Source organism: Brevundimonas sp. (assembly GCF_032107865.1).
Classification (GTDB): domain Bacteria; phylum Pseudomonadota; class Alphaproteobacteria; order Caulobacterales; family Caulobacteraceae; genus Brevundimonas.
This window is the reverse complement of the sequence record NZ_DAMCNG010000038.1, coordinates 1-18,277: the sequence shown is the minus strand read 5'-3', so window position 1 is coordinate 18,277 and position 18,277 is coordinate 1. Positions and strand designations below refer to the sequence as shown.

The window sequence follows — 18,277 nt, the reverse complement described above, 5'->3', positions numbered from 1 at the left end:
CACGCGGCTGGCCGTCTCGCGGGCCGACGACCGGCCGCCGCCGCGATGGTCGCGGACGCCGTACTTGGCCTGATAGGCGTAATCGGCGTGGCCGGGGCGATAAGCGCGGGCGATCTCGCCGTAATCCTTGGAGCGCTGGTCGGTGTTCTCGATCATCAGGCTGATCGGCGTGCCGGTCGTGACCGGGCCGTTTCCGTCGTCGAAGACGCCGGACAGGATGCGGACCTGATCAGCCTCCTGCCGCTGGGTGACGAAGCGGCTGCCGCCGGGTTTCCTCAGATCCAGCCAGGGCTGGATGTCGGCTTCGGTCAGCGGGATCAGCGGGGGGCAGCCGTCGACGACGCAGCCGATGGCCGGGCCGTGGCTTTCGCCCCAGGTGGTGATGCGGAACAGGTGGCCGAAGGTGTTGTGCGACATGATGGCGAGGCTTAAGCCGCCATCCGCTCCGGCGTCCAGACCCGAGTGAAGCGAAGCAGCATGTCTTCTGCCGCCGAGGGCAGGTCGTCGGACGGCGTCAGCTTGACGAACAGGTCGCCGGCGGCGCGCTTGCCTCGCGCGGGAAGGCCCAGGCCGGGAAGGCGCAGTCGCACCGGCTCGACCATGTCCGGCACCAGCCAGGCGGCCTGCAGCCCGGCATGGGTCTCGATTTCGATCCGGCCGCCGTCGCGCATCAGGCGCGGAGGGATGGCCCAATCCATGAAGAGGTCCGCCCCCAGCACTGACAAGCCGTCGGCTGGCCGGATCAGCACGCGCAACAGGGTAGGGCAACCCTTCAGACGAACGCGGTCGGCGGTGCGCACGCCTGGAGGAACGTGAACCAGCAGGTTCCGGCCCCAGGCCTGGACGATCACGCTGCCTCCGGTGAGCGCCTGCATCGGCGTAAGCACAATTAGCGGCGGCGGAACGGTTGTCCAAGAAGCGGCCTGGGCGCGCCGTGTGCTTTGAGGTTCGGTCGCGTTGCGCGGCGCGGGCAGGGCGCGCGTCTCGCTTTGCAACAAGCGATAGGCGGCGATGACGCGCCGGAATTGTTCGGCGTCGCCGCCAGGCTGATCCGGGCGAGAGGCCTTGATGGCGATGCGGAAGGCGGCGGCCAGCGCCTGCGGTCCTGCGGGGCCGTTCAGGCCGAGCAGGCGTCGAGCGTCCATGAAGGAGAGGCTATCCGCGCACATGGCGACCAATGTGCGGACCACATGGTCAAGACAGGGTTAACCTTGTTTGCAAAGCTGACGCAGGATTGAACGAAGGCCGTGTGACGAGAACCGCAAGCGAGACTATAGGTCCGACATGACCCAGTCTGTGATCCCGCCCAGCCCGTCTCGCGCAGACTATGCCGCCCAGCTCGAGGCGAACGCGGACGAAACCCTGTTCGAACGGGATGAGCCCATCGCTCTATTCGTAGAGTGGTTGGAAGCTGCGCGAGCGGCTGAGCCGAATGATCCGAACGCCATGGCTCTCGCCACAGTCGATGCCGACGGTCATCCCGACGTGCGAATGGTGCTGCTGAAGGATGTCGATGCGCGGGGGTTCACTTTCTTCTCCAATCAGGAAAGCGCCAAGGGAGAGCAGTTGTGGGCCAACCCCAGCGCCGCCCTGCTGTTCCACTGGAAGAGCCTGCGCCGCCAGGTGCGTGTTCGCGGCCCGGTCGAGCCGGTCAGCGCGGCGGAGGCTGACGCCTATTTCGCCAGCCGGGCGCGCGAAAGCCGCATCGGCGCCTGGGCGTCGGACCAGTCGCGCCCTCTGACGGATCGGGCGACGCTGGAAACGCGGGTGGCGGACCAGACTGCACGCTTTGACGGTCAGGAGGTGCCTCGCCCGGATCGCTGGACCGGCTGGCGGGTCAAGCCCGTGCAGATCGAGTTCTGGCGCGATCGTCTTTTCCGCCTACACGACCGTCTGCGCTTTGACCGGGCGACGGAAGATCTGTCTTGGAGCCGCAGCCGTCTGTGGCCCTAGGTGCTTTTTTGACATCGTCTAGGCGGTGTAGCGCGCGAGAAATGTCTCTACCGCATCTTCGGCGATGGCGGCGGGCGGTCGGGTAGGCAGAACCTGATCACCGGTCACCGTCGGCACGAAGAACAGCGGATGTTCCACCATGCCCATCAATTGGCTGGCGGCCCATGAGGGTTTGTTGAGCTTCAACTCGCCTTTGGATTCCATTTCCGCCAGAGCCGAGACCAGCACTGTGCCGAAATCCTGCTTGGCCTGTTCATAGAAGGCCGTCGCCAAATTTTCGAAACGACGACGTTCGGTCATCACCAGACGAAAGATGGCCCTGACGAAGGGGTCGCTGATGAACTCGGCATAGGCTGTAAGAAAGCTGTTCAGCCGGGGGCGCGCTGGGCCTGTGCAGGACTTCACCTTGGCCATCCGCTCGGCGAAGTCGGCGGAAGCCTCGTCGATCACGGCGGCGAACAGAGCCGCCTTGTTTTCAAACATGGCGTAGAGGGTGGCGGTCGATACGCCAGCTTCTCTGGCTATGGGCTCCATCTTGGTGCCGGCATAGCCTTCCTCGACGAAATGCAGCCGGGCCTGGCGCACCAGGGCGTCGCGTCGTGGGTCTTCGAGAACATGGACCGAGACAGTCATCGGATTGTCACCAATCGTTAGGTGATAATCCTGCCTTTAATTTGCCACGATTGCAATGATCTCGGTTAACGCATCGAGCGAAAGACGTTAGCTCAGCCAGGGTTCAAGCAGCGGGTGAGCCAGCACTGGCGCGGCCAGACGCACAACGGCCTGGGGGTCTTCCAGCCGTACGGCGGCGGTGGCGTCCGCGACGATGAAATCAGCATGAACCCGCGATGGTTCCGTCAGGCGTTCGTGACCGGGACGGACGGTGGCGAGGTACTGAAGGATGACCGATTCCGCCGTGCGCCCACGTTCTGTTTGATCTCTCAGAAGGCGGCGGATAAAGCGGATATCCGCCGGAGTGTCGACGAAAACCCGAATGTCGAACAGGGCCGTCAGGGCGGGCGTGCACAGCAGGTGCGTGCCTTCGACGACGACGACCTGGGCGGCCGGCACGGGTTCGCCGCCGGGCTCGCGGCCGTGATGGATGAAGGAATAGAGCGGGGCGGTCACGCTGCGTCCGGCCTTGAGGTCGCTTAGATCGGAAATCAGCAGATCGTGATCGCGTGCGGCGACATCGTCGAAGTCATGCGTCGCCGGATCGAAGCCGGGCACGGACGCCGCATCCAGATAATAGGAATCTTCGCGCAACAGGGTGGCGACGCCCTCTGGCAGCGAGGAAATCAGGGCCTCGGCCAGGGTGCTCTTCCCAGAGCCCGAGCCGCCGGTGATGGCGATCAGTATGGTCATGGGCGGCTCATTCACCCGGATGGAGCCGGATGCAAGCCTTGATCGCGCATTGAAACGGCGATCTGTCGCGGCCCGCCTTCCCTTGCGTCACGTTGCTTGTCGCTGTTCACCTGTCTTAGCGTGGGTGCAAGCGCCGCTTTCAACCAAGGCGCATAGACGAGGGAAGACGCCGAATGCTGGGTATGATGCAGGACTGGCCGTTGACGGTCGACAAGATCCTCGATCACGCGAAGAACTGGCACGGAGAGCGCGAAGTCGTGAGCCGTTCGGTCGAAGGACCGATCGTCCGCACCACCTACGCGGCCATCCACGAGCGGGCGCGTCGTGTGTCGAACGCCCTGCTGGCCTGGGGAATCAAGCCCGGGGACCGGGTCGCAACGCTGGCCTGGAACACCGCCAACCATATCGAGACCTGGTACGGCATCATGGGGATCGGGGCCGTGTGCCACACCCTGAACCCGCGCCTGTTCCCGGAACAACTGGCCTACATCATCAACCATGCCGAAGACCGGATCATTTTCACCGATCTGACCTTCGTGCCGCTGCTGGAAGCCATTCTGCCGCATTGCCCGTCGGTCGAGCGCGTCATTGTCATGACCGACGCCGCGCACATGCCCCAGGCCAAGCTGCCGAAGGGCGAGGCCTATGAGGCGGTGCTGGAGCAGTCGTCGAGCGACGTGACCTGGGGCGGCTTTGACGAGCAGACGGCTTGCGGCCTCTGCTACACCTCCGGCACGACGGGCAATCCGAAGGGCGTGCTGTATTCGCACCGCTCGAACTTCATCCATACGCTGCTGGGGATGCAGGCGACGGTCGTCGGGGGCACGCCCAGCGAAGTCATTCTGCCCGTGGTGCCGATGTTCCACGCCAACGCCTGGGGCATAGCCTTCGTTGGGCCGGCGGCGGGCTCCAAGCTGGTCATGCCGGGCGCCAAGATGGACGGCGCTTCCATCTATGAGCTGATCGAGACGGAGGGCGTCACCTTCTCAGCCGCCGTGCCGACAGTCTGGCAGGGGCTGTTCGGTCACATGGTGGAGAACAATCTGAAGTTCTCGACCCTGCGAAAGGTGTTGATCGGCGGCTCGGCCTGTCCCGAGGCTCTGATCCGCGGGTTCCAGGACAGGTTCGGCGTCGAAGTGGTTCACGCCTGGGGCATGACCGAGACCTCGCCCATCGGCACCATCGCCAATCTGACGCCTGAGCTGAAGGCGCTGCCTTATGATCAACAGATGGCCTGGCGCATGAAGCAGGGCACGCCGCCGCTGGGCGTAGAGCTGAAGATCAAGAACTATGGCGGTCAGGACATGCCGCACGACGGCAAGACCTATGGTCGGGTCATGGTCAAAGGGCCGACCATTTCCGGCGCCTACTTCAAGGGCGAGGGCGGCGATATCCTGGACCACGAAGGGTTTTTCGACACGGGCGATATCGCGAGCGTCGATTCCCACGGCTTCATGCAGATCACTGACCGCGCCAAGGACGTCATCAAGTCGGGCGGGGAGTGGATCAGCTCCATCGACATCGAGAACATCGCCGTCGGCCATCCCAAGGTCGCGCTGGCCGCCGTCATCGGCGCGGCCCACCCCAAGTGGGACGAGCGGCCGGTGCTGCTGGTCAAGCTCAAAGAGGGCGAGGTCGAGGACAAGCAGGAACACCTCGACTTCCTGCAGGGCAAGATCGCCAAATGGTGGATGCCGGACGACGTGGTCTTCGTCGATGACATTCCTCTGGGCGCCACGGGCAAGATCGATAAGAAGACGCTGCGCGAGCGGATGAAGGACTATCAACTACCCGCCGCCGGCTGATTACGACGGAGGACGCCATGTCGACCACACGCCCCAAGGGCCAGTCTCTGGCCGTGATGCTGCTGCTCGTTGCGCTTTTGGCGCCGACGTTGTTGCTGGTTGCGGTCTGTGGCGCGCGGCTGGGCGTGTGGAGCGCCGATTTCAGCCTGGGCGTGCTGGCCCTGAAGGCAGGGCGGGTGCTGGCCTACCTGGGCCTGGCGGCCGCGCTGGCGGCCTGCCTGATGGCGTTGCGCGAGCGCCGGCTGTTGGGAATCGCAGGAGCGGCGCTGGCGATCGCTGGCGTGACCCTGGGCGGTTATCTGATTCAGGAGCGCCGTTTCACCGATGCGCCGCGCGACGTGGCGACCGATCCGTCCGAGCCGCCGGCCTTCGCGCGCATTCTGGCGGCGGAGCGGCGGCTCGCCGGCGTGCCTGAAACCCGACCTCAGACTTGTGAGGGCTTGCTCCCCGCGCCGACCCAGGTTGCGCCGGAGACCGCAGCCTGGGCGCTTGAGAAGGCGGGTTTCACTGTTCTGGGCACGTCGCCGTTCCGCGTGGATGGGCGCAAGGAAGGCGCGTGGTTTGGCGTGACGCATGATGTCACGGTCCGCATCCGTCCTGGCCGCACGGACGTTCGCGTCGCTGGGCGCGACAACCTTCAGGTCGGCGATGAGGCCTGTCGTCTCGCCAAGGCTGTGGTTGCCGCGCTGACGCCTTAAAAGGCGGGATCGGCCAGTAGCCAGGTCGCGGCCAGTTCCGGCCGAGGGGATGCTCGAGCGCGGCCGTCCTTCTCCAGCTTGATCAGATGAGCAAGCACTGAAAGGCTGGCGGCCGGCCACAGGCGCTGGTCGACGGCGGCGTATAGGGCAGGGACCATGTCCGCGATCATCTGGTCTCCTGAGGCCAGCCGAGCCATGATCTGGGCCTCGCGCTCCAGCCGGTGGTCGCGATAGGCTTTCAGGAAGGGCGCGACCTGGGTGATCGCCGGGCCGTGCGTCGGCCATATCGTTGAAAATCCACGCGCCAGCACGGCTTCCAGGCTGTTCATGTAGTCGGTCATGTCGCCGTCCGGCGGAGCCACCACAGTGGTCGACCAACCCATTATGTGGTCTCCGCTGAACAGGGCGTTCTCCTGCCGCAGCACGAAAGTCATATGGTTGGAGGCGTGACCCGGCGTGGCCATGGCTTCCAGCGTCCAGCCGTCGCCTTCGATCCACTCGCTTCCGGTCAGTATTTCGTCGGGATGAAAGTCAGCGTCATCATCTTCATCCAGCGCTCCTGGGGCGTGTGCGGTCCGCTCGGGCGGTTGAGCCGCCAGGATCGGCGCGCCGCCGACGGCCTCGGCCAGCGGACGGGCGAGAGGCGCGTGGTCCCGGTGAGTGTGTGTCACCAGGATATGGCTGACGATGCGGCCTTCAATGGCACGAAGCAGGGCCGAAAGGTGAGCGTCGTCAGCTGGTCCTGGATCTATCACCGCAACCTCGGCGCCCGGCAAGTTGCGCCCGACGATATAGGTTCCTGTTCCTGTGAAGGTGAACGGTCCCGGATTGTCGGCGATCACGCGCTGGATCAGAGGGGAGACCTGGTCGCGCCGCCCATAGGCGAAGTCGAACTGACGGAGATAGGGGATCATGGTCCGCCTCCCTTGCGCGTGCGAATTCCGCAACCGCTTCTCCACAAAGGAGAAGCAACTCGGATCATAACCGGGACTTTCGCGCGAGCGTATGCCGTTCTTCGCCCTCTACTGCCGTTTGACGCGAACGGCGCGACTCTTTCCGGCGGTCAACAGATAGCTGCCCAGCGCCGCGCGACGTACCCTGACTTCCATGCCGCTTCGATTCTGAAAACGCACAGGCGCTGAATCGATCTGCCGCCACTCGCCGCCATCGGCCAGGCGGAAGGTCCATTTGCCTTCATGATCCTGACCGGCGCTCACCAGGGTCGTTTCGACCGAGTCGACCTCAGGCTCTGCGTCCGCCGCATCGCCGCCTCGGCTGAAGAGGGCGGGGAGGGCTGGCGCGCTGAAGCCGAAGAGCTGGCGCCGCGCCTCGCGAATCTGTTGGCGCTCCATAACCACAAGCTCGCCTTGGCGTTCCGCCGTATCCAATGCATCCGCCGTTCTGTCGAAGCAGGCCAGGCGAGCGACGGTGTCCGGCATGGCGCGACATTCCGAGAGCGCGCTCAGAAGCGCCGAGCGTTCGGAGGATTGAACTTGCGCCAATGTGTCGCAGGTGAGGCCGAATGTGCCAATCGCCGCAACGCAGAAGGTCAACATTGTTCGCATTTTTGGCGCATCTCGCAACGGTGGTTTTGAAGAAGGTCTACCATCGCATGAGAGATGAGTGCGTGTCATCAGGAGTCATTGCGTGGCGAAATTGCGACATACCTAAGGCGCAATCGTATCGATTATGTAATTTGCGTGGCCTGTAGTCATGCTCCGTGCCTAACCTTCTGATCGGATGTCGATTGAAGTGCCGAATGATGCGGTGTTTTGCGGTATCCGTGGTTGACGGGTGGAGGGGGACTTCGCCGGAGTCGACCACAACTCAGGAGGACGAGTTTTGAATTTTCAGATCAAACGTGAGCGTCTGCTGGCGTCGACGATGATCGCGGGTCTCGCGCTGGTTGGCTTCGCCGCCCCGGCGGCGGCTCAGACCGCGCCGAGTCCCGAAGCCGATCAACCGAGCCAGGTCAGCGACATCGTCGTCACCGGCTCGCGTCTGCGTCAGCCGAATCTGACCACCACCAGCCCTGTGACCCAAGTCACGGGCGAAGACATCGACGTTCAGGGCGTGACCCGCGTTGAAGATCTGGTCAGCCAACTGCCTCAAGCCTTCGCCGCACAGAACTCTACAGTCGCCAACGGCGCTTCGGGCACAGCGACCGTGTCGCTGCGGAACCTTGGTTCGTCGCGCACTCTGGTGCTGATCGACGGCAAACGGATGGGCTACGGCTCGCCGCAGGACGACGCAGCCGACCTGAACCAGATCCCCGGCCAGATGGTCGAGCGCGTTGAAGTGCTGACCGGCGGCGCCTCCGCCGTCTATGGTTCGGACGCCATCGCCGGCGTTGTGAACTTCATCATGCGCCGCAACTTCGAGGGCATCGAGATCGATGCCCAGTACGGTTTCAACCAGCACAACAACGACTATGACGGCGTGGGCAATCTGCGCGACGTTATTCAACGTCGTTCTGCCTCCAACCCGTCGCAGTTCCAGTTGCCGGATGACAACGTCTATACGGGGTTCAGCCGTGAAGTGAACCTGCTGATGGGCGTCAACGCCCCTGATGATCGCGGCAACATCACGCTTTATGCTGGCTATCGTAAGAACAACAAGGTCTTGGGTCGCGATTACGACTATTCGTCTTGTTCGCTCTCAGCGCCTGCGGCCAGCACGCCCAAAGGTGAATTCAACTGCGGCGGTTCCGGTACTTCGTTCCCTGGCCAGTTTACGGATTTTGGCGGCAATGAATTCCTGATCGATACCGACAACGATCCCACGACGGATGATATCGACGTCAATCCGATGCCGAGTTTCGCCTACACGGTGAACAGCGCAGGGTTCCGCAACTATGTCGGTGCGACGGATGCATACAATTTTGGTCCCTCCAACTACTTTCAACGTCCGGATGAGAGGTACACGCTAGGGGCTTTCGGTCATTATGATGTGAATGACAAGATCGAGGTGTATACCCAGCTGATGTATAGCGACTACTCGACGATCGCTCAGATCGCGCCGTCGGGTAACTTCTTCGGCGAGTTTAAGAACGGATTCCGCACCACCGATGGCTCGTCGTTCATCAACTGCGACAGCCCGTTGTTGAACGCACAGCAGGCAGCGGCGCTCGGTTGCGGCGCACAAGCCACCGCCGCCTACAACACCTGGGTGATCGAGAACGACGATAAGACTTTCTCGCTTTCGGCTCCCGGTTCCACGACTCCGGGCGGCAACGAGGCGTTCCGTCTATTGGAAGATCCCAACCTGGTTCCGCTGTATATCGGGCGTCGTAACGTTGAAGGCGGCGGACGTCAGTCCGATATCCGCTTCCAGTCGTATCGCGGCGTGATCGGCGCTCGCGGCGATCTGAATGACGCCTGGAGCTACGATCTGTCGATCCAGTACTCGCGCGCGCAGTACACCAACATCTATCGCAACGAATTCTCGAACACCCGCTTGGCGCGTGCTCTGGACGTCGTGCTGGATCCCAACACCAACACGCCGGTTTGCCGGGCTGTGCTGGCTGGCATCGACGCCGACTGCGTTCCCTATGACATCTTCAAGCCGGGCGGCGTGTCGCAGGCGGCTCTGAACTATCTGCAGGTGCCGCTGGTCGCGACCGGCTGGACGACCCAGCAGGTGGCTTCAGGTTCGCTGACGGTTGATTTGGGCGCCTATGGCGTGAAATCTCCCTGGGCTACGCGCAGCGTTCAGGCGGCCTTCGGCGGCGAGTATCGCCGCGATGCTCTGGATCTGACGCCAGACGTATCGTTCTCGAGCGGCGACGGCGCGGGTCAAGGCGGTCCGACCCTTGGCTTGAATGGTGCGAACCAAGTCTACGACGTCTTCGTCGAGGCTCAGATTCCGATCGCTGAAGGCATGGCGTTCGCCGACCAGTTGTCGGTCGACCTGGCCTATCGTCACTCCGAGTACGACCTCGGGGGCGGTACGGATTCGTGGAAGATCGGCGGCGACTGGGCGCCTGTTCCCTCGGTTCGTTTCCGGGCCAGCGCGCAGCGTGCGGTTCGTGCGCCGAACGTCATCGAACTGTTCACCGCACAGGGCTTCAGCCTGTTCGACATGGATGATGATCCCTGCGACTTCACCGATCCGAACGAAGACGGCACCGCCTCGCAGGCGGCTTGCGTCGGCACCAACCCCTGGCAGGTGTCGCAGGGTCAGGCTGATGGCGGTAACCTGAGCAGCCCTGCCGGCCAGTACAATGTGCTGCAAGGCGGCGAGACGACCCTGACGCCGGAAAGCTCTGACACTCTGACTTTCGGTGTGGTTTTCACGCCTGAATTCCTGCCGGGCTTCAACTTGACGCTGGATTACTTCGACATCCAGATTGACAATCTGATCTCATCGGTCGGCCCGCAGAACGCATTGGACGCCTGTTACGAAGGCGGCTTCATGACGGCCTGTAACAACATCCAGCGGAACGCCAACGGCCAGCTTTGGGTCGGCACCGGCAATGTGGTGGACCTGAACACGAACATCGGCGGTCTGAAGACCTCGGGTGTCGATGTCGCCGCCAACTACAATGTCGACCTGGCGGACTTTGGTTGGAACGGCGTCGGCAGCTTGGGCTTCGCCCTTATCGGCACCTGGCTGGACAAGTTGGAGACCGACACCGGTCTGGGTCTGGCCCGCTCGACGTATGATTGCGCCGGCTTCTACGCCAACCAGTGCGGCGTGCCGAACCCCGAGTGGCGTCACCGCTTCCGGGTTGACTGGAGCACTCCGATTGATGGCCTGAACCTGAACGGTACTTGGCGTTATTATGGCGAGGCCGAAATCGCGGTTCTCGGTTCGGACGGCAGCTTGAACAACTCGCCGAGTGACCGTATCGATCGTGTTCTGGACTCTCAGAACTACTTCGATCTGGCCGGCACTTGGCAGATGCGGGATAATATCTCGCTGCGCGCTGGTGTGAATAACGTCTTCGACTCCGATCCTCCGTTGTCCTACAGCGTGGGGACCACGGGTAATAACAACACCTACCCGCAGCTGTATAATGCCATGGGACGCTACTTCTTCTTCGGAATTACGGCGAACTTCTAAGTATCAAGCATAAAATAAGGAAGGCGGCGGATTTCATGTCCGCCGCCTTTTTTGTCTTCAGGTTTTGGGAGGGCGCCTTTAGGCCGCGCCTGGGAAAGGCTTGTCGTTTTTGCGCTATTGGCGGCGCGCTCTCACTGCGGGGCTGTCGCCGACCTTGAGCATATAGCTGCCGACGGCGGCGCGACGAATGCGGACAGGCATGCCTTCTCGAGGGCGGAAATTGAGCGCTGTCGTGTCCACCTGCCGCCAGACGGAGCCGTCAGCAAGGCGGAAGACCCAACCGTCGTTTTGACTGGCGCTGACCAGGGTGGTCTCGATGGCCTCGAGCGCAGCGCCCCCGGACATCATGTCGGGGATGTTGGGAACGGCGAAGCCAAACAGGGCCCTTCGGGTCTCTTCAACGCGAGCGCGGGGCATGATGATGACGGCGCCGCTTTGTTCGGCACTCCTGAGGCGAGCGGTTTCGCGGTCAAAGCAGGCGAGGCGATCCGTGTCAGGCGTCACGGCCGAGCAGGCCATGAGATTTTGGTACTCGGCAGAAACCTGAGTTTCTTGCGGCGGGGGCGCGGTTGCTGCGCTGATCGTAAGCCATGAGGCGAAAATTTCTACAAACAACGACGTTTTCCTGAATTATTTTTTGTCACAACGCGGCAAGGGTGGGTTTAATTTCTGACACTCGAGAGGCTGTAGCGTGGCTTTTCTGCGACAATCGGGTTCGGAGGGGCTCTGGAGCGGCAAAAATATGAGGCTTTTGTGGCGGCTCAGTCTATCAGCGCAATCGTGGTTGCCCACTCCGGACGACCATGAGTGATGGGGGAGGCGGGATCCGACAGGAGTCGTGTTCGGTTCTTCTTCTTATTTGGAGGTGTAAAAGTGCGGTTTTCAGTAAATCGTAAGCGTCTGCTTTCTACGACTATGATTGCCGGTGCGGCCGTTATGGGCCTGGCCATGCCGGCGGTGGCCCAGGAAAACGATCAGGTCAGCCAAGTTAGCGACATCGTTGTCACCGGGTCGCGTATCGCCCGTCAAGATTACAAGTCGAGCAGCCCCATCGTGACCGTCAGCGCGGAAGATTTCCAAGCGACGGGCGCTGTCACCATCGACTCGCTGATGAACGACATGCCGCAGTTCACGCCGTCGGTTTCGTCGACCTCGAACAACCCGTCGAACGGCGGTCAGGCTAACCTGGACCTGCGCAGCCTGGGTTCCAAGCGCACCCTGGTTCTGATGAATGGCCGCCGCCTGGTGCCGTCGAACTCGGACGGTTCGGTTGACGTCAACCTGATCCCGACGGCCCTGATCAAGTCGGTTGAAACCATCTCGGGCGGCGCCTCGGCCGCCTATGGTTCGGACGCCGTCGCCGGCGTGGCCAACTTCATCATCAACGACAGCTTTGAAGGCGTGCAGATCGACGCCCAGTACGGCCAGACGGACCGTAATGACGGCGAGACCGAAAGCTACTCCCTGACCATCGGCGGCAACTTCGCTGACGACAAGGGCAACGCGGTCATCTCGATCAACCGTTCGACGCGCTCGATGATCTATAACGCAGGTCGTGAATTCGCTGCGATTTCGGGCGCTTCGGGCACTTCGCCGCTGGGCTCGACGACGTTTGACGCCAACAACCTGCCGTCGCAGGCGCTCTTCAATCAGCTTTTCGCCACGGGCGTAAAGACGACTGGCGCAGTTGGCTATAACGTTGACGGCACTCTGTTCTCTCACCAGGGCGCGCATAACTTCAAGAGCCCCGGCGGCATCGCCTATGACGGCTTCCATGAGCCGGGCTCCGACTACGCCTTCAATACCGGCGCTCTGAACTACCTGCAGTTGCCGCTGGAGCGTTGGAACGTCTATTCGAGCGCTCGCTATAAGGTGAACGACTCGCTTGAGTTCTACGGAAACGCCCTGTTCAACCAATATACGGCTGATCAGGAACTGGCGGCTACGCCTGCTTCCAGCTCTACCGGTTTCCGGGTGCCTTCCACGAACCCGTTCATTGGGTCCGAACTGCGTAAGCTGTTGGATTCCCGCGCGAACAAGGATTCGTCCTTCCAGCTCAGCAAGCGTTTCACGGACCTGGGCGGTCGTCACGCGAGCTATGACTACAACGTCTACCAACTGACGGGCGGTATCCGCGGTCAGGTGCCGCAAAGCTCGTGGACCTATGACGTCTATGGTTCGTTCGGTCGCGTCAGCGCGAACGAAACGCAAACCGGCAACGTGTCGCGCTCGGCTGTTCAGACGTTGCTGGACGATCGCTGGGGCGGCGCCGGTAACGGCGTGGACGCGGGTACGGTGCTGTGCGAAGGCGGCTTCAACCCCTTCGGTCTCGCCGCTATTTCGGCTGACTGCCTGAGCTACATCGGCCGCACCTCTCGCACGGCGACCACCGTCGAGCAGAACGTGGTCGAAGGTACGCTGCAAGGTAAGGCGTTTGACCTGCCCGCCGGCGAAGTTCGCGTCGCCATGGGCGTGCAGTATCGCGAGAACAGCTACCGCTTCGACTCGGATCCGTCGCTCGAGAAGATGAACCCGAGGACGCCGCACCTCGGTGCTGACGGCAAGCCGGACGGCGGAGAGATCGGCGGCGTGGAGATCGCCGGCTTTAACGCAACGCCGTCGGTCAACGGCAGCGTCAACTCGATTGACCTGTTCGGTGAAGCCCTCGTTCCGCTGCTCTCGAACCTGCCGTTCATCCAGCAACTGGATATGACGCTGGGCTACCGTTATTCGGATTATAGCTCCATCGGCGGAACTCAGGCCTATCGTGCGGACCTGGACTGGACCATCGTGGATGGCCTGCGTCTGCGCGGCGGTTATAACCGCGCTGTTCGCGCGCCTTCGGTCGGCGAGCTTTATTCGCCGCTGGGCGTGAACTTCATGGCCATCGGTGAGGCTGAAAAGACGGGCGGCGATCCGTGTGACAGCCGTGGTTCCTTCATGAAGGGACCGAACAAAGATCAAGTTAAGCAGCTTTGTATTGCTCAAGGCGTCGCCAACCCTGATAACTTTGTCTTCCCGGACAGCCAGGTCGCAGGCTTGGAAGGGGGCAACCCGAACCTGTCGGAAGAAACCGCTGACACCTGGTCCTTCGGCGTGGTCTATCAGCCGCAGTTCGAGTCGGCTCTGTTCTCGAACATGTCCTTCGCTGTCGACTATTATAGCATCGAGATCGAAGACGTGATCTCCAGCATCTCGGCTGCCGATATGCTGAAGGGTTGCTTCAACGGTGCGGGTGAGAACCCGACCTACGACCCGAAGAACAGCTATTGCCAGATGTTCAAGCGTAACCCGCTGAGCGGCGCTATCTACGACGCGACTTCTAACCTGGCGAACCTGGGTGTTCTGAAGACGGCCGGCGTCGATGCTCAGTTCGACTGGCGCTTCGATCTGGTCGACCTGGGCGCTCCTGATTGGGGCACGCTGAACTTCAACGCTGTGGTCAGCTGGCTGGCCGAGCGTGAAGACAGCGTTGTCGCCGGCGGCGCGTTCACGGACCGCAAGGGCACCATCTCGGACGACTTCGGCAACACCTTCCCTGAGTGGAAGTCGCTGGCTTCGGTCGATTGGGCCAAGGGGCCGTTCTCGGCTACGGCGCGTTGGCGCCGGGTTGGCGAGATGACCATCTACGGTTCGGATGAGAAGCTTGATGCGACTCACTACTTCGACCTGATGGGCAGCTGGGCTCTCAACGACACGGTCTCGCTGCGTGCTGGCGTGAACAACGTCGGTGATGAGCAGCCGCGCACCTGGAACCCGGGCGTGCAGGCGAACACCGATCCGTCGACCTACGACGTGCTCGGCCGCCGCTACTTCGTCGGCCTGACCGCTCGCTTCTAAGCTAAGCGGTTTGAATGGGGATGGGCGGCGGGTCATTGATCCGCCGCCCATTTCTTTGGGCGCTATTCGAGCTGCGACCGAAAGGGGCTGTAGCCCCTGGGCGTGTGCAGGCTCTGGCCGGCTTGCTGGAATGTAGGGATCTGATCGCGCTGGCTCTTGGCGAACATTTGCTGCGCCACCACGACGCCACGCGGCGCGGCGGATACGAAGCAGCTTGTTGAGCGCGGTGTATGGCGCGCACGACGAAGGCGTCTGCGTTCAATCTAGATTATTGGAATATGGAGAGCGGGGGCGCGCCACTCCCTCAGATCTCTGAGAAGGAGTGGCGCGAGTGACGGGGCTCGAACCCGCGACCTCCGGCGTGACAGGCCGGCACTCTAACCAACTGAGCTACACCCGCGTTTCTCTCCCCGCGAGGAGGAGAGGAGGGGCGAATACGGTTCGTCGCGCTTTCGGTCAAGCGCATTGTGGCGCTTTTGCTAAAAAATCTGAGAATTCAGACTCTAGCGGCCGCAATCCAGGCCGTCGGCATCGGGTGGAGCCGCGCCTCCGAGACCGAGCGCCTTCTGCATGAAGATGACGTCGCGCCAGCCGTCGAACTTCCATCCGGCGTCGCGGAAAGCGCCGACGTGGACGAAGCCTGCTGCTTCGTGCAGGGCGATGGAGCCGATGTTGGCGCTGTCGCCGATCACCGCCACCATCTGACGCATGCCCAGGCCTTCGCAAGCGCTGAGGAGGGCCTCCAACAGCGCCTTGCCGACGCCATGTCCGCGATACGTCTCGGCTACGTAGATCGAGTCTTCAACCATGAAGCGATAGGCCGCACGCAGGCGATAGGGGGCGGCATAGGCGTAGCCCGCGACCGCTCCATCGATCTCGGCGATCAGGACAGGCAGACCCAGCGCGGCGGGTGCGGCCAGCCGAGCGCGCATCTCGCCGTCTGAGGGGACGTCCAACTCGAACGTCCCCGTGCCGTTCAGCACGCTGTCGGCGTAGATGGCCGTCACGGCCGCCAGGTCGGCTTCCGCAAACGGCCGGATGATCACGCCTTTTCCCAGCCCTTCTCGACCGCCCAGACGGCGAAGGCGTAGTCGTGCGCGACGTCCTTCAGATAGTCGAAACGGCCCGACGAGCTGAAGTGACCAGCCGTCATGTTGATCTTCAGTAGAACCGGATTGCCCGAGGTCGTCGCGGGGCGCAGCTTGGCCACCCACTTTTCCGGCTCCCAGTAGGTGACGCGCGGATCGGATAGACCGCCGGTCGCCAGAACGGCTGGATAGGCCTTGGCCTCGATCTGATCATAGGGGCTGTAGCTGTACATGTAGTCGTAGGCGGTGGCGTCCTCGATCGGATTGCCCCACTCGGGCCATTCCGGCGGCGTCAGCGGCAGGCTGGTGTCGCTCATGGTGTTGATGACGTCCACGAAGGGCACGCTGCCGATCACGCCGGCCCACAGGTCGGGCCGCATGTTGTTGACGGCACCCATCAGCAGGCCGCCCGCAGACCCGCCCTGTGCGACGATCTTGCCCGCCGTGGCGTATTTGCGGTCGATCAGATGCTCGGCGGCGGCGATGAAGTCGGTGAAGGTGTTCTTCTTGGTCATCCGCCGGGCGCTGAGGAACCAGTTCCAGCCCTTGTCCGAACCGCCGCGAATGTGGGCGATGGCGTAGATGAAGCCGCGATCCACCAGCGAAAGCCGGTTGGTCGAGAAGCTGGCCGCCATCGGGATGCCGTAGGAGCCGTATCCGTAGAGCAGCAAGGGTGCCGAGCCGTCGATCGGCGTGTCCTTGCGGCGCAGCACCGTCACCGGCACCAGTTGGCCGTCCGAGGCCGGGGCGTTCAGCCGCTCGACCACATAGTCCGCCGGATTGTGGCCCGAGGGGATTTCCTGAACCTTGCGCAGGGTGCGCTCGCGCGACTTCAGGTCGTAGTCATAGGTCGAGGTCGGCGTGGACGGCGAGTTGTAGCCGTAGCGCATGACCGTGGTGTCGAACTCTGACGCTCCGCTCAGCGATAGGGCGTAGGCGGGCTCGTCCACGGCGATCTCATGCTCGGCGCCGGCGCGGTCGCGGATGACGATCTTCGTGTTGGCGTCGGCGCGCTCCTGACGGCCCAGATAGTCCTTCACCAGGGCCATGCCTTCGATGAAGCGGCCCGGCGTGTGGGCGATCAGGTCTTTCCAGTTCGCCTTCCCTGGCGTTGCGGTCGGCGCCTCCATCACCTTGAAGTCGACGGCGTCGTCGGCGTTGGTGCGGATCACCCAGCGGTCGCCCCAGTGGTCGAGGTCGTAGAGGCGGCCGACATGGCGCGGCTCGGCCACCACGGGCGTCGCCGTGGGGGTGGCGGCCGGGATGATGCGGCTTTCCGAGGTTTCCTGGTTGCCGATGGAGATGACGATGAAGGCGTCATCGGCGGTGCGGCCGATGCCCTGGAACATGCCCTCGTCGGTTTCCTCATAGACCAGGGTGGCCTCGCCGCCGCGAACGGGGCGACGGAAGATCTTGTCCGGCCGGCCGTTGTCGTCGCGGTTGGTCCAGAAGACCCACTGGCTGTCGGGCGAGAAGGTGAAGTTGGCGCTGGCCGATTCGATCGGGTTGGGCAGCACCTCGCCGGTGGCCAGATCCTTCACATAAATCTTGTAGACTTCGGAACCCTGCGCGTCCTCGGCATAGCCGAACAGGGCGTGGTCGGGGCTGTGCTCGGTTGCGGAGACTTCCGAGTAGGCCTTGCCCTCGGCCAGCTTGTTGCAGTCCAGCAGGATGGTCTCGCCATCGGTCTTGCCGCGCGGGCGACGGCAATAGAGCGGGTGCTGGTCGCCGGTGTTGTAGCGGACGTAGTACTCCCACGGGCCGTCGGCGGCGGGGACGGAGCTGTCGTCCTCCTTGATGCGGCCCTTCATCTCCTCGAACATCGCGGCCTGCAGCGGCAGGGTCGAGGCCATCATGGCTTCGCGATAGGCGTTCTCGGCCGTCAGGTGCTCCTTGACATCGGCCTTGATCAGCGACGGATCACGCAGCACGGCCTGCCAGTTGTCGTCCTTCATCCACTGGTAGTCGTCGACGCGGACGCGGCCGAGCTGCTCGATGCGGACGGGAACTTTCTGGGCGACGGGCGGCGTGGGTTTGGACATCGAGGCTCCGGTAGTTTGGCGGGCAAGGGCGGGGGAGGCGGCGACCAAGCCGACGGCGGCGGTCGAGGCGATTAGTTCACGGCGGTTCATGGCGTGGGCTTCCCCCTGGAATATGATTTGAGCCGGACCTTGTGCCCGGCGACGCTCGGCGTCAAATGGCGTCATGATCATTCAGGATCTCCCGCCCGAACAACCCGCCGTCGTCGCCGCCCCGCCGCCCGAATGGGATCTGACGGTCGGGGTGATCAACGCCACCGTGCAACTGGATCAGGCCATCAATGGCGGCCAGAGGAAGGTCGGCACAGGCTTTCTGATCGCCGCGCCCCGGCCTGACGGCGCGCCGCGCGTGGTGCTGGTTACAGCGCGGCACGTGCTGGACGTCATGCCCGGCAACGAGGCGCGCATCGGCTGGCGCACGGCCG

The 18,277-nt window shown here is 63.0% G+C and carries 14 protein-coding genes, 1 tRNA gene and 1 pseudogene; 6 read left to right on the top strand and 10 right to left on the bottom strand.

The genetic code is table 11. The annotated features are described in order from the left end of the window. On the bottom strand, window positions 1–417 hold a 417-nt coding region (locus RT567_RS05525), incomplete at its 3' end, for a chorismate synthase (RefSeq protein WP_313574897.1). Between the two features lie 11 nt (window positions 418–428). After that, window positions 429–1,145 (bottom strand): J domain-containing protein, encoded by a 717-nt coding sequence (locus RT567_RS05520; protein ID WP_313574895.1) that lies wholly within the window; start codon window positions 1,143–1,145, stop codon window positions 429–431. Window positions 1,146–1,284: 139 nt separating this feature from the next. Between RT567_RS05520 and pdxH the strand changes: the two genes are divergently transcribed. Beyond that, window positions 1,285–1,953 carry a pyridoxamine 5'-phosphate oxidase gene (gene pdxH / locus RT567_RS05515; protein ID WP_313574893.1) on the top strand — a complete coding sequence of 223 codons (669 nt, stop codon included), beginning with the start codon at window positions 1,285–1,287 and terminating at the stop codon, window positions 1,951–1,953. Between the two features lie 18 nt (window positions 1,954–1,971). On the opposite strand, the gene RT567_RS05510 is transcribed toward pdxH, so the two are convergent. Further along, window positions 1,972–2,538: a TetR/AcrR family transcriptional regulator gene (locus RT567_RS05510; protein WP_313574891.1), complete on the bottom strand. Its 567-nt coding sequence runs from the start codon at window positions 2,536–2,538 to the stop codon at window positions 1,972–1,974. A gap of 135 nt (window positions 2,539–2,673) precedes the next feature. Beyond that, window positions 2,674–3,318 carry a uridine kinase gene (udk, locus tag RT567_RS05505; RefSeq protein ID WP_313574890.1) on the bottom strand — a complete coding sequence of 215 codons (645 nt, stop codon included), beginning with the start codon at window positions 3,316–3,318 and terminating at the stop codon, window positions 2,674–2,676. A gap of 173 nt (window positions 3,319–3,491) precedes the next feature. Between udk and RT567_RS05500 the strand changes: the two genes are divergently transcribed. Together RT567_RS05500 and RT567_RS05495 are read left to right on the top strand one after the other, a co-directional pair. Continuing rightward, entirely contained in the window at window positions 3,492–5,123 is a 1,632-nt protein-coding gene (locus tag RT567_RS05500) for a long-chain-fatty-acid--CoA ligase (protein WP_313574888.1), read from the top strand. Between the two features lie 17 nt (window positions 5,124–5,140). After that, the gene (locus RT567_RS05495) at window positions 5,141–5,821 is read left to right on the top strand and encodes a DUF1499 domain-containing protein (RefSeq protein ID WP_313574886.1); all 681 of its coding nucleotides are present in this window, start codon (window positions 5,141–5,143) and stop codon (window positions 5,819–5,821) included. Here the strand turns inward: RT567_RS05495 and RT567_RS05490 are convergent. Together RT567_RS05490 and RT567_RS05485 are read right to left on the bottom strand one after the other, a co-directional pair. Then, window positions 5,818–6,735: an MBL fold metallo-hydrolase gene (locus RT567_RS05490; RefSeq protein ID WP_313574884.1), complete on the bottom strand. Its 918-nt coding sequence runs from the start codon at window positions 6,733–6,735 to the stop codon at window positions 5,818–5,820. The two genes, RT567_RS05495 and RT567_RS05490, sit on opposite strands and share 4 nt — an antisense overlap. Window positions 6,736–6,843: 108 nt before the next feature. Beyond that, entirely contained in the window at window positions 6,844–7,377 is a 534-nt protein-coding gene (locus RT567_RS05485; RefSeq protein ID WP_313574883.1) for a hypothetical protein, read from the bottom strand. A 286-nt stretch (window positions 7,378–7,663) separates the two neighbouring features. Here RT567_RS05485 and RT567_RS05480 point away from each other — a divergent pair, with 286 nt between their 5' ends. Further along, window positions 7,664–10,885 carry a TonB-dependent receptor domain-containing protein gene (locus RT567_RS05480; protein ID WP_313574881.1) on the top strand — a complete coding sequence of 1,074 codons (3,222 nt, stop codon included), beginning with the start codon at window positions 7,664–7,666 and terminating at the stop codon, window positions 10,883–10,885. 114 nt (window positions 10,886–10,999) lie between these two features. Here RT567_RS05480 and RT567_RS05475 read toward each other — a convergent pair whose 3' ends face one another. Next, window positions 11,000–11,500 (bottom strand): hypothetical protein, encoded by a 501-nt coding sequence (locus RT567_RS05475; RefSeq protein WP_313574879.1) that lies wholly within the window; start codon window positions 11,498–11,500, stop codon window positions 11,000–11,002. A 195-nt stretch (window positions 11,501–11,695) separates the two neighbouring features. On the opposite strand from RT567_RS05475, the gene RT567_RS05470 reads away from it, so the two are divergent. Beyond that, the gene (locus tag RT567_RS05470; protein WP_313574899.1) at window positions 11,696–14,725 is read left to right on the top strand and encodes a TonB-dependent receptor domain-containing protein; all 3,030 of its coding nucleotides are present in this window, start codon (window positions 11,696–11,698) and stop codon (window positions 14,723–14,725) included. A 323-nt stretch (window positions 14,726–15,048) separates the two neighbouring features. On the opposite strand, the gene RT567_RS05465 is transcribed toward RT567_RS05470, so the two are convergent. From RT567_RS05465 to RT567_RS05455, 3 genes are all read right to left on the bottom strand, one after another. Then, window positions 15,049–15,125: transfer RNA gene (locus RT567_RS05465), tRNA-Asp, on the bottom strand. 103 nt (window positions 15,126–15,228) lie between these two features. After that, the gene (locus RT567_RS05460) at window positions 15,229–15,771 is read right to left on the bottom strand and encodes an N-acetyltransferase family protein (protein WP_313574877.1); all 543 of its coding nucleotides are present in this window, start codon (window positions 15,769–15,771) and stop codon (window positions 15,229–15,231) included. Then, window positions 15,768–17,945 carry a S9 family peptidase gene (locus RT567_RS05455; RefSeq protein WP_313574875.1) on the bottom strand — a complete coding sequence of 726 codons (2,178 nt, stop codon included), beginning with the start codon at window positions 17,943–17,945 and terminating at the stop codon, window positions 15,768–15,770. Before RT567_RS05455 ends, RT567_RS05460 begins: the two co-directional genes overlap by 4 nt. 73 nt (window positions 17,946–18,018) lie before the next feature. Here RT567_RS05455 and RT567_RS05450 point away from each other — a divergent pair. Then, window positions 18,019–18,277: pseudogene (locus RT567_RS05450) on the top strand (serine protease); the annotation flags it as partial.

Excerpts from the sequence above, each read along its gene's own strand:
- RT567_RS05520 (WP_313574895.1), bottom strand. The coding sequence starts at position 1,145 with ATGGACGCTCGACGCCTGCTCGGCCTGAACGGCCCCGCAGGACCGCAG.
- pdxH (WP_313574893.1), top strand. The coding sequence starts at position 1,285 with ATGACCCAGTCTGTGATCCCGCCCAGCCCGTCTCGCGCAGACTATGCC.
- udk (WP_313574890.1), bottom strand. The coding sequence starts at position 3,318 with ATGACCATACTGATCGCCATCACCGGCGGCTCGGGCTCTGGGAAGAGC.
- RT567_RS05500 (WP_313574888.1), top strand. The coding sequence starts at position 3,492 with ATGCTGGGTATGATGCAGGACTGGCCGTTGACGGTCGACAAGATCCTC.
- RT567_RS05495 (WP_313574886.1), top strand. The coding sequence starts at position 5,141 with ATGTCGACCACACGCCCCAAGGGCCAGTCTCTGGCCGTGATGCTGCTG.
- RT567_RS05490 (WP_313574884.1), bottom strand. The coding sequence starts at position 6,735 with ATGATCCCCTATCTCCGTCAGTTCGACTTCGCCTATGGGCGGCGCGAC.
- RT567_RS05485 (WP_313574883.1), bottom strand. The coding sequence starts at position 7,377 with ATGTTGACCTTCTGCGTTGCGGCGATTGGCACATTCGGCCTCACCTGC.
- RT567_RS05470 (WP_313574899.1), top strand. The coding sequence starts at position 11,696 with ATGGGGGAGGCGGGATCCGACAGGAGTCGTGTTCGGTTCTTCTTCTTA.
- RT567_RS05455 (WP_313574875.1), bottom strand. The coding sequence starts at position 17,945 with ATGAACCGCCGTGAACTAATCGCCTCGACCGCCGCCGTCGGCTTGGTC.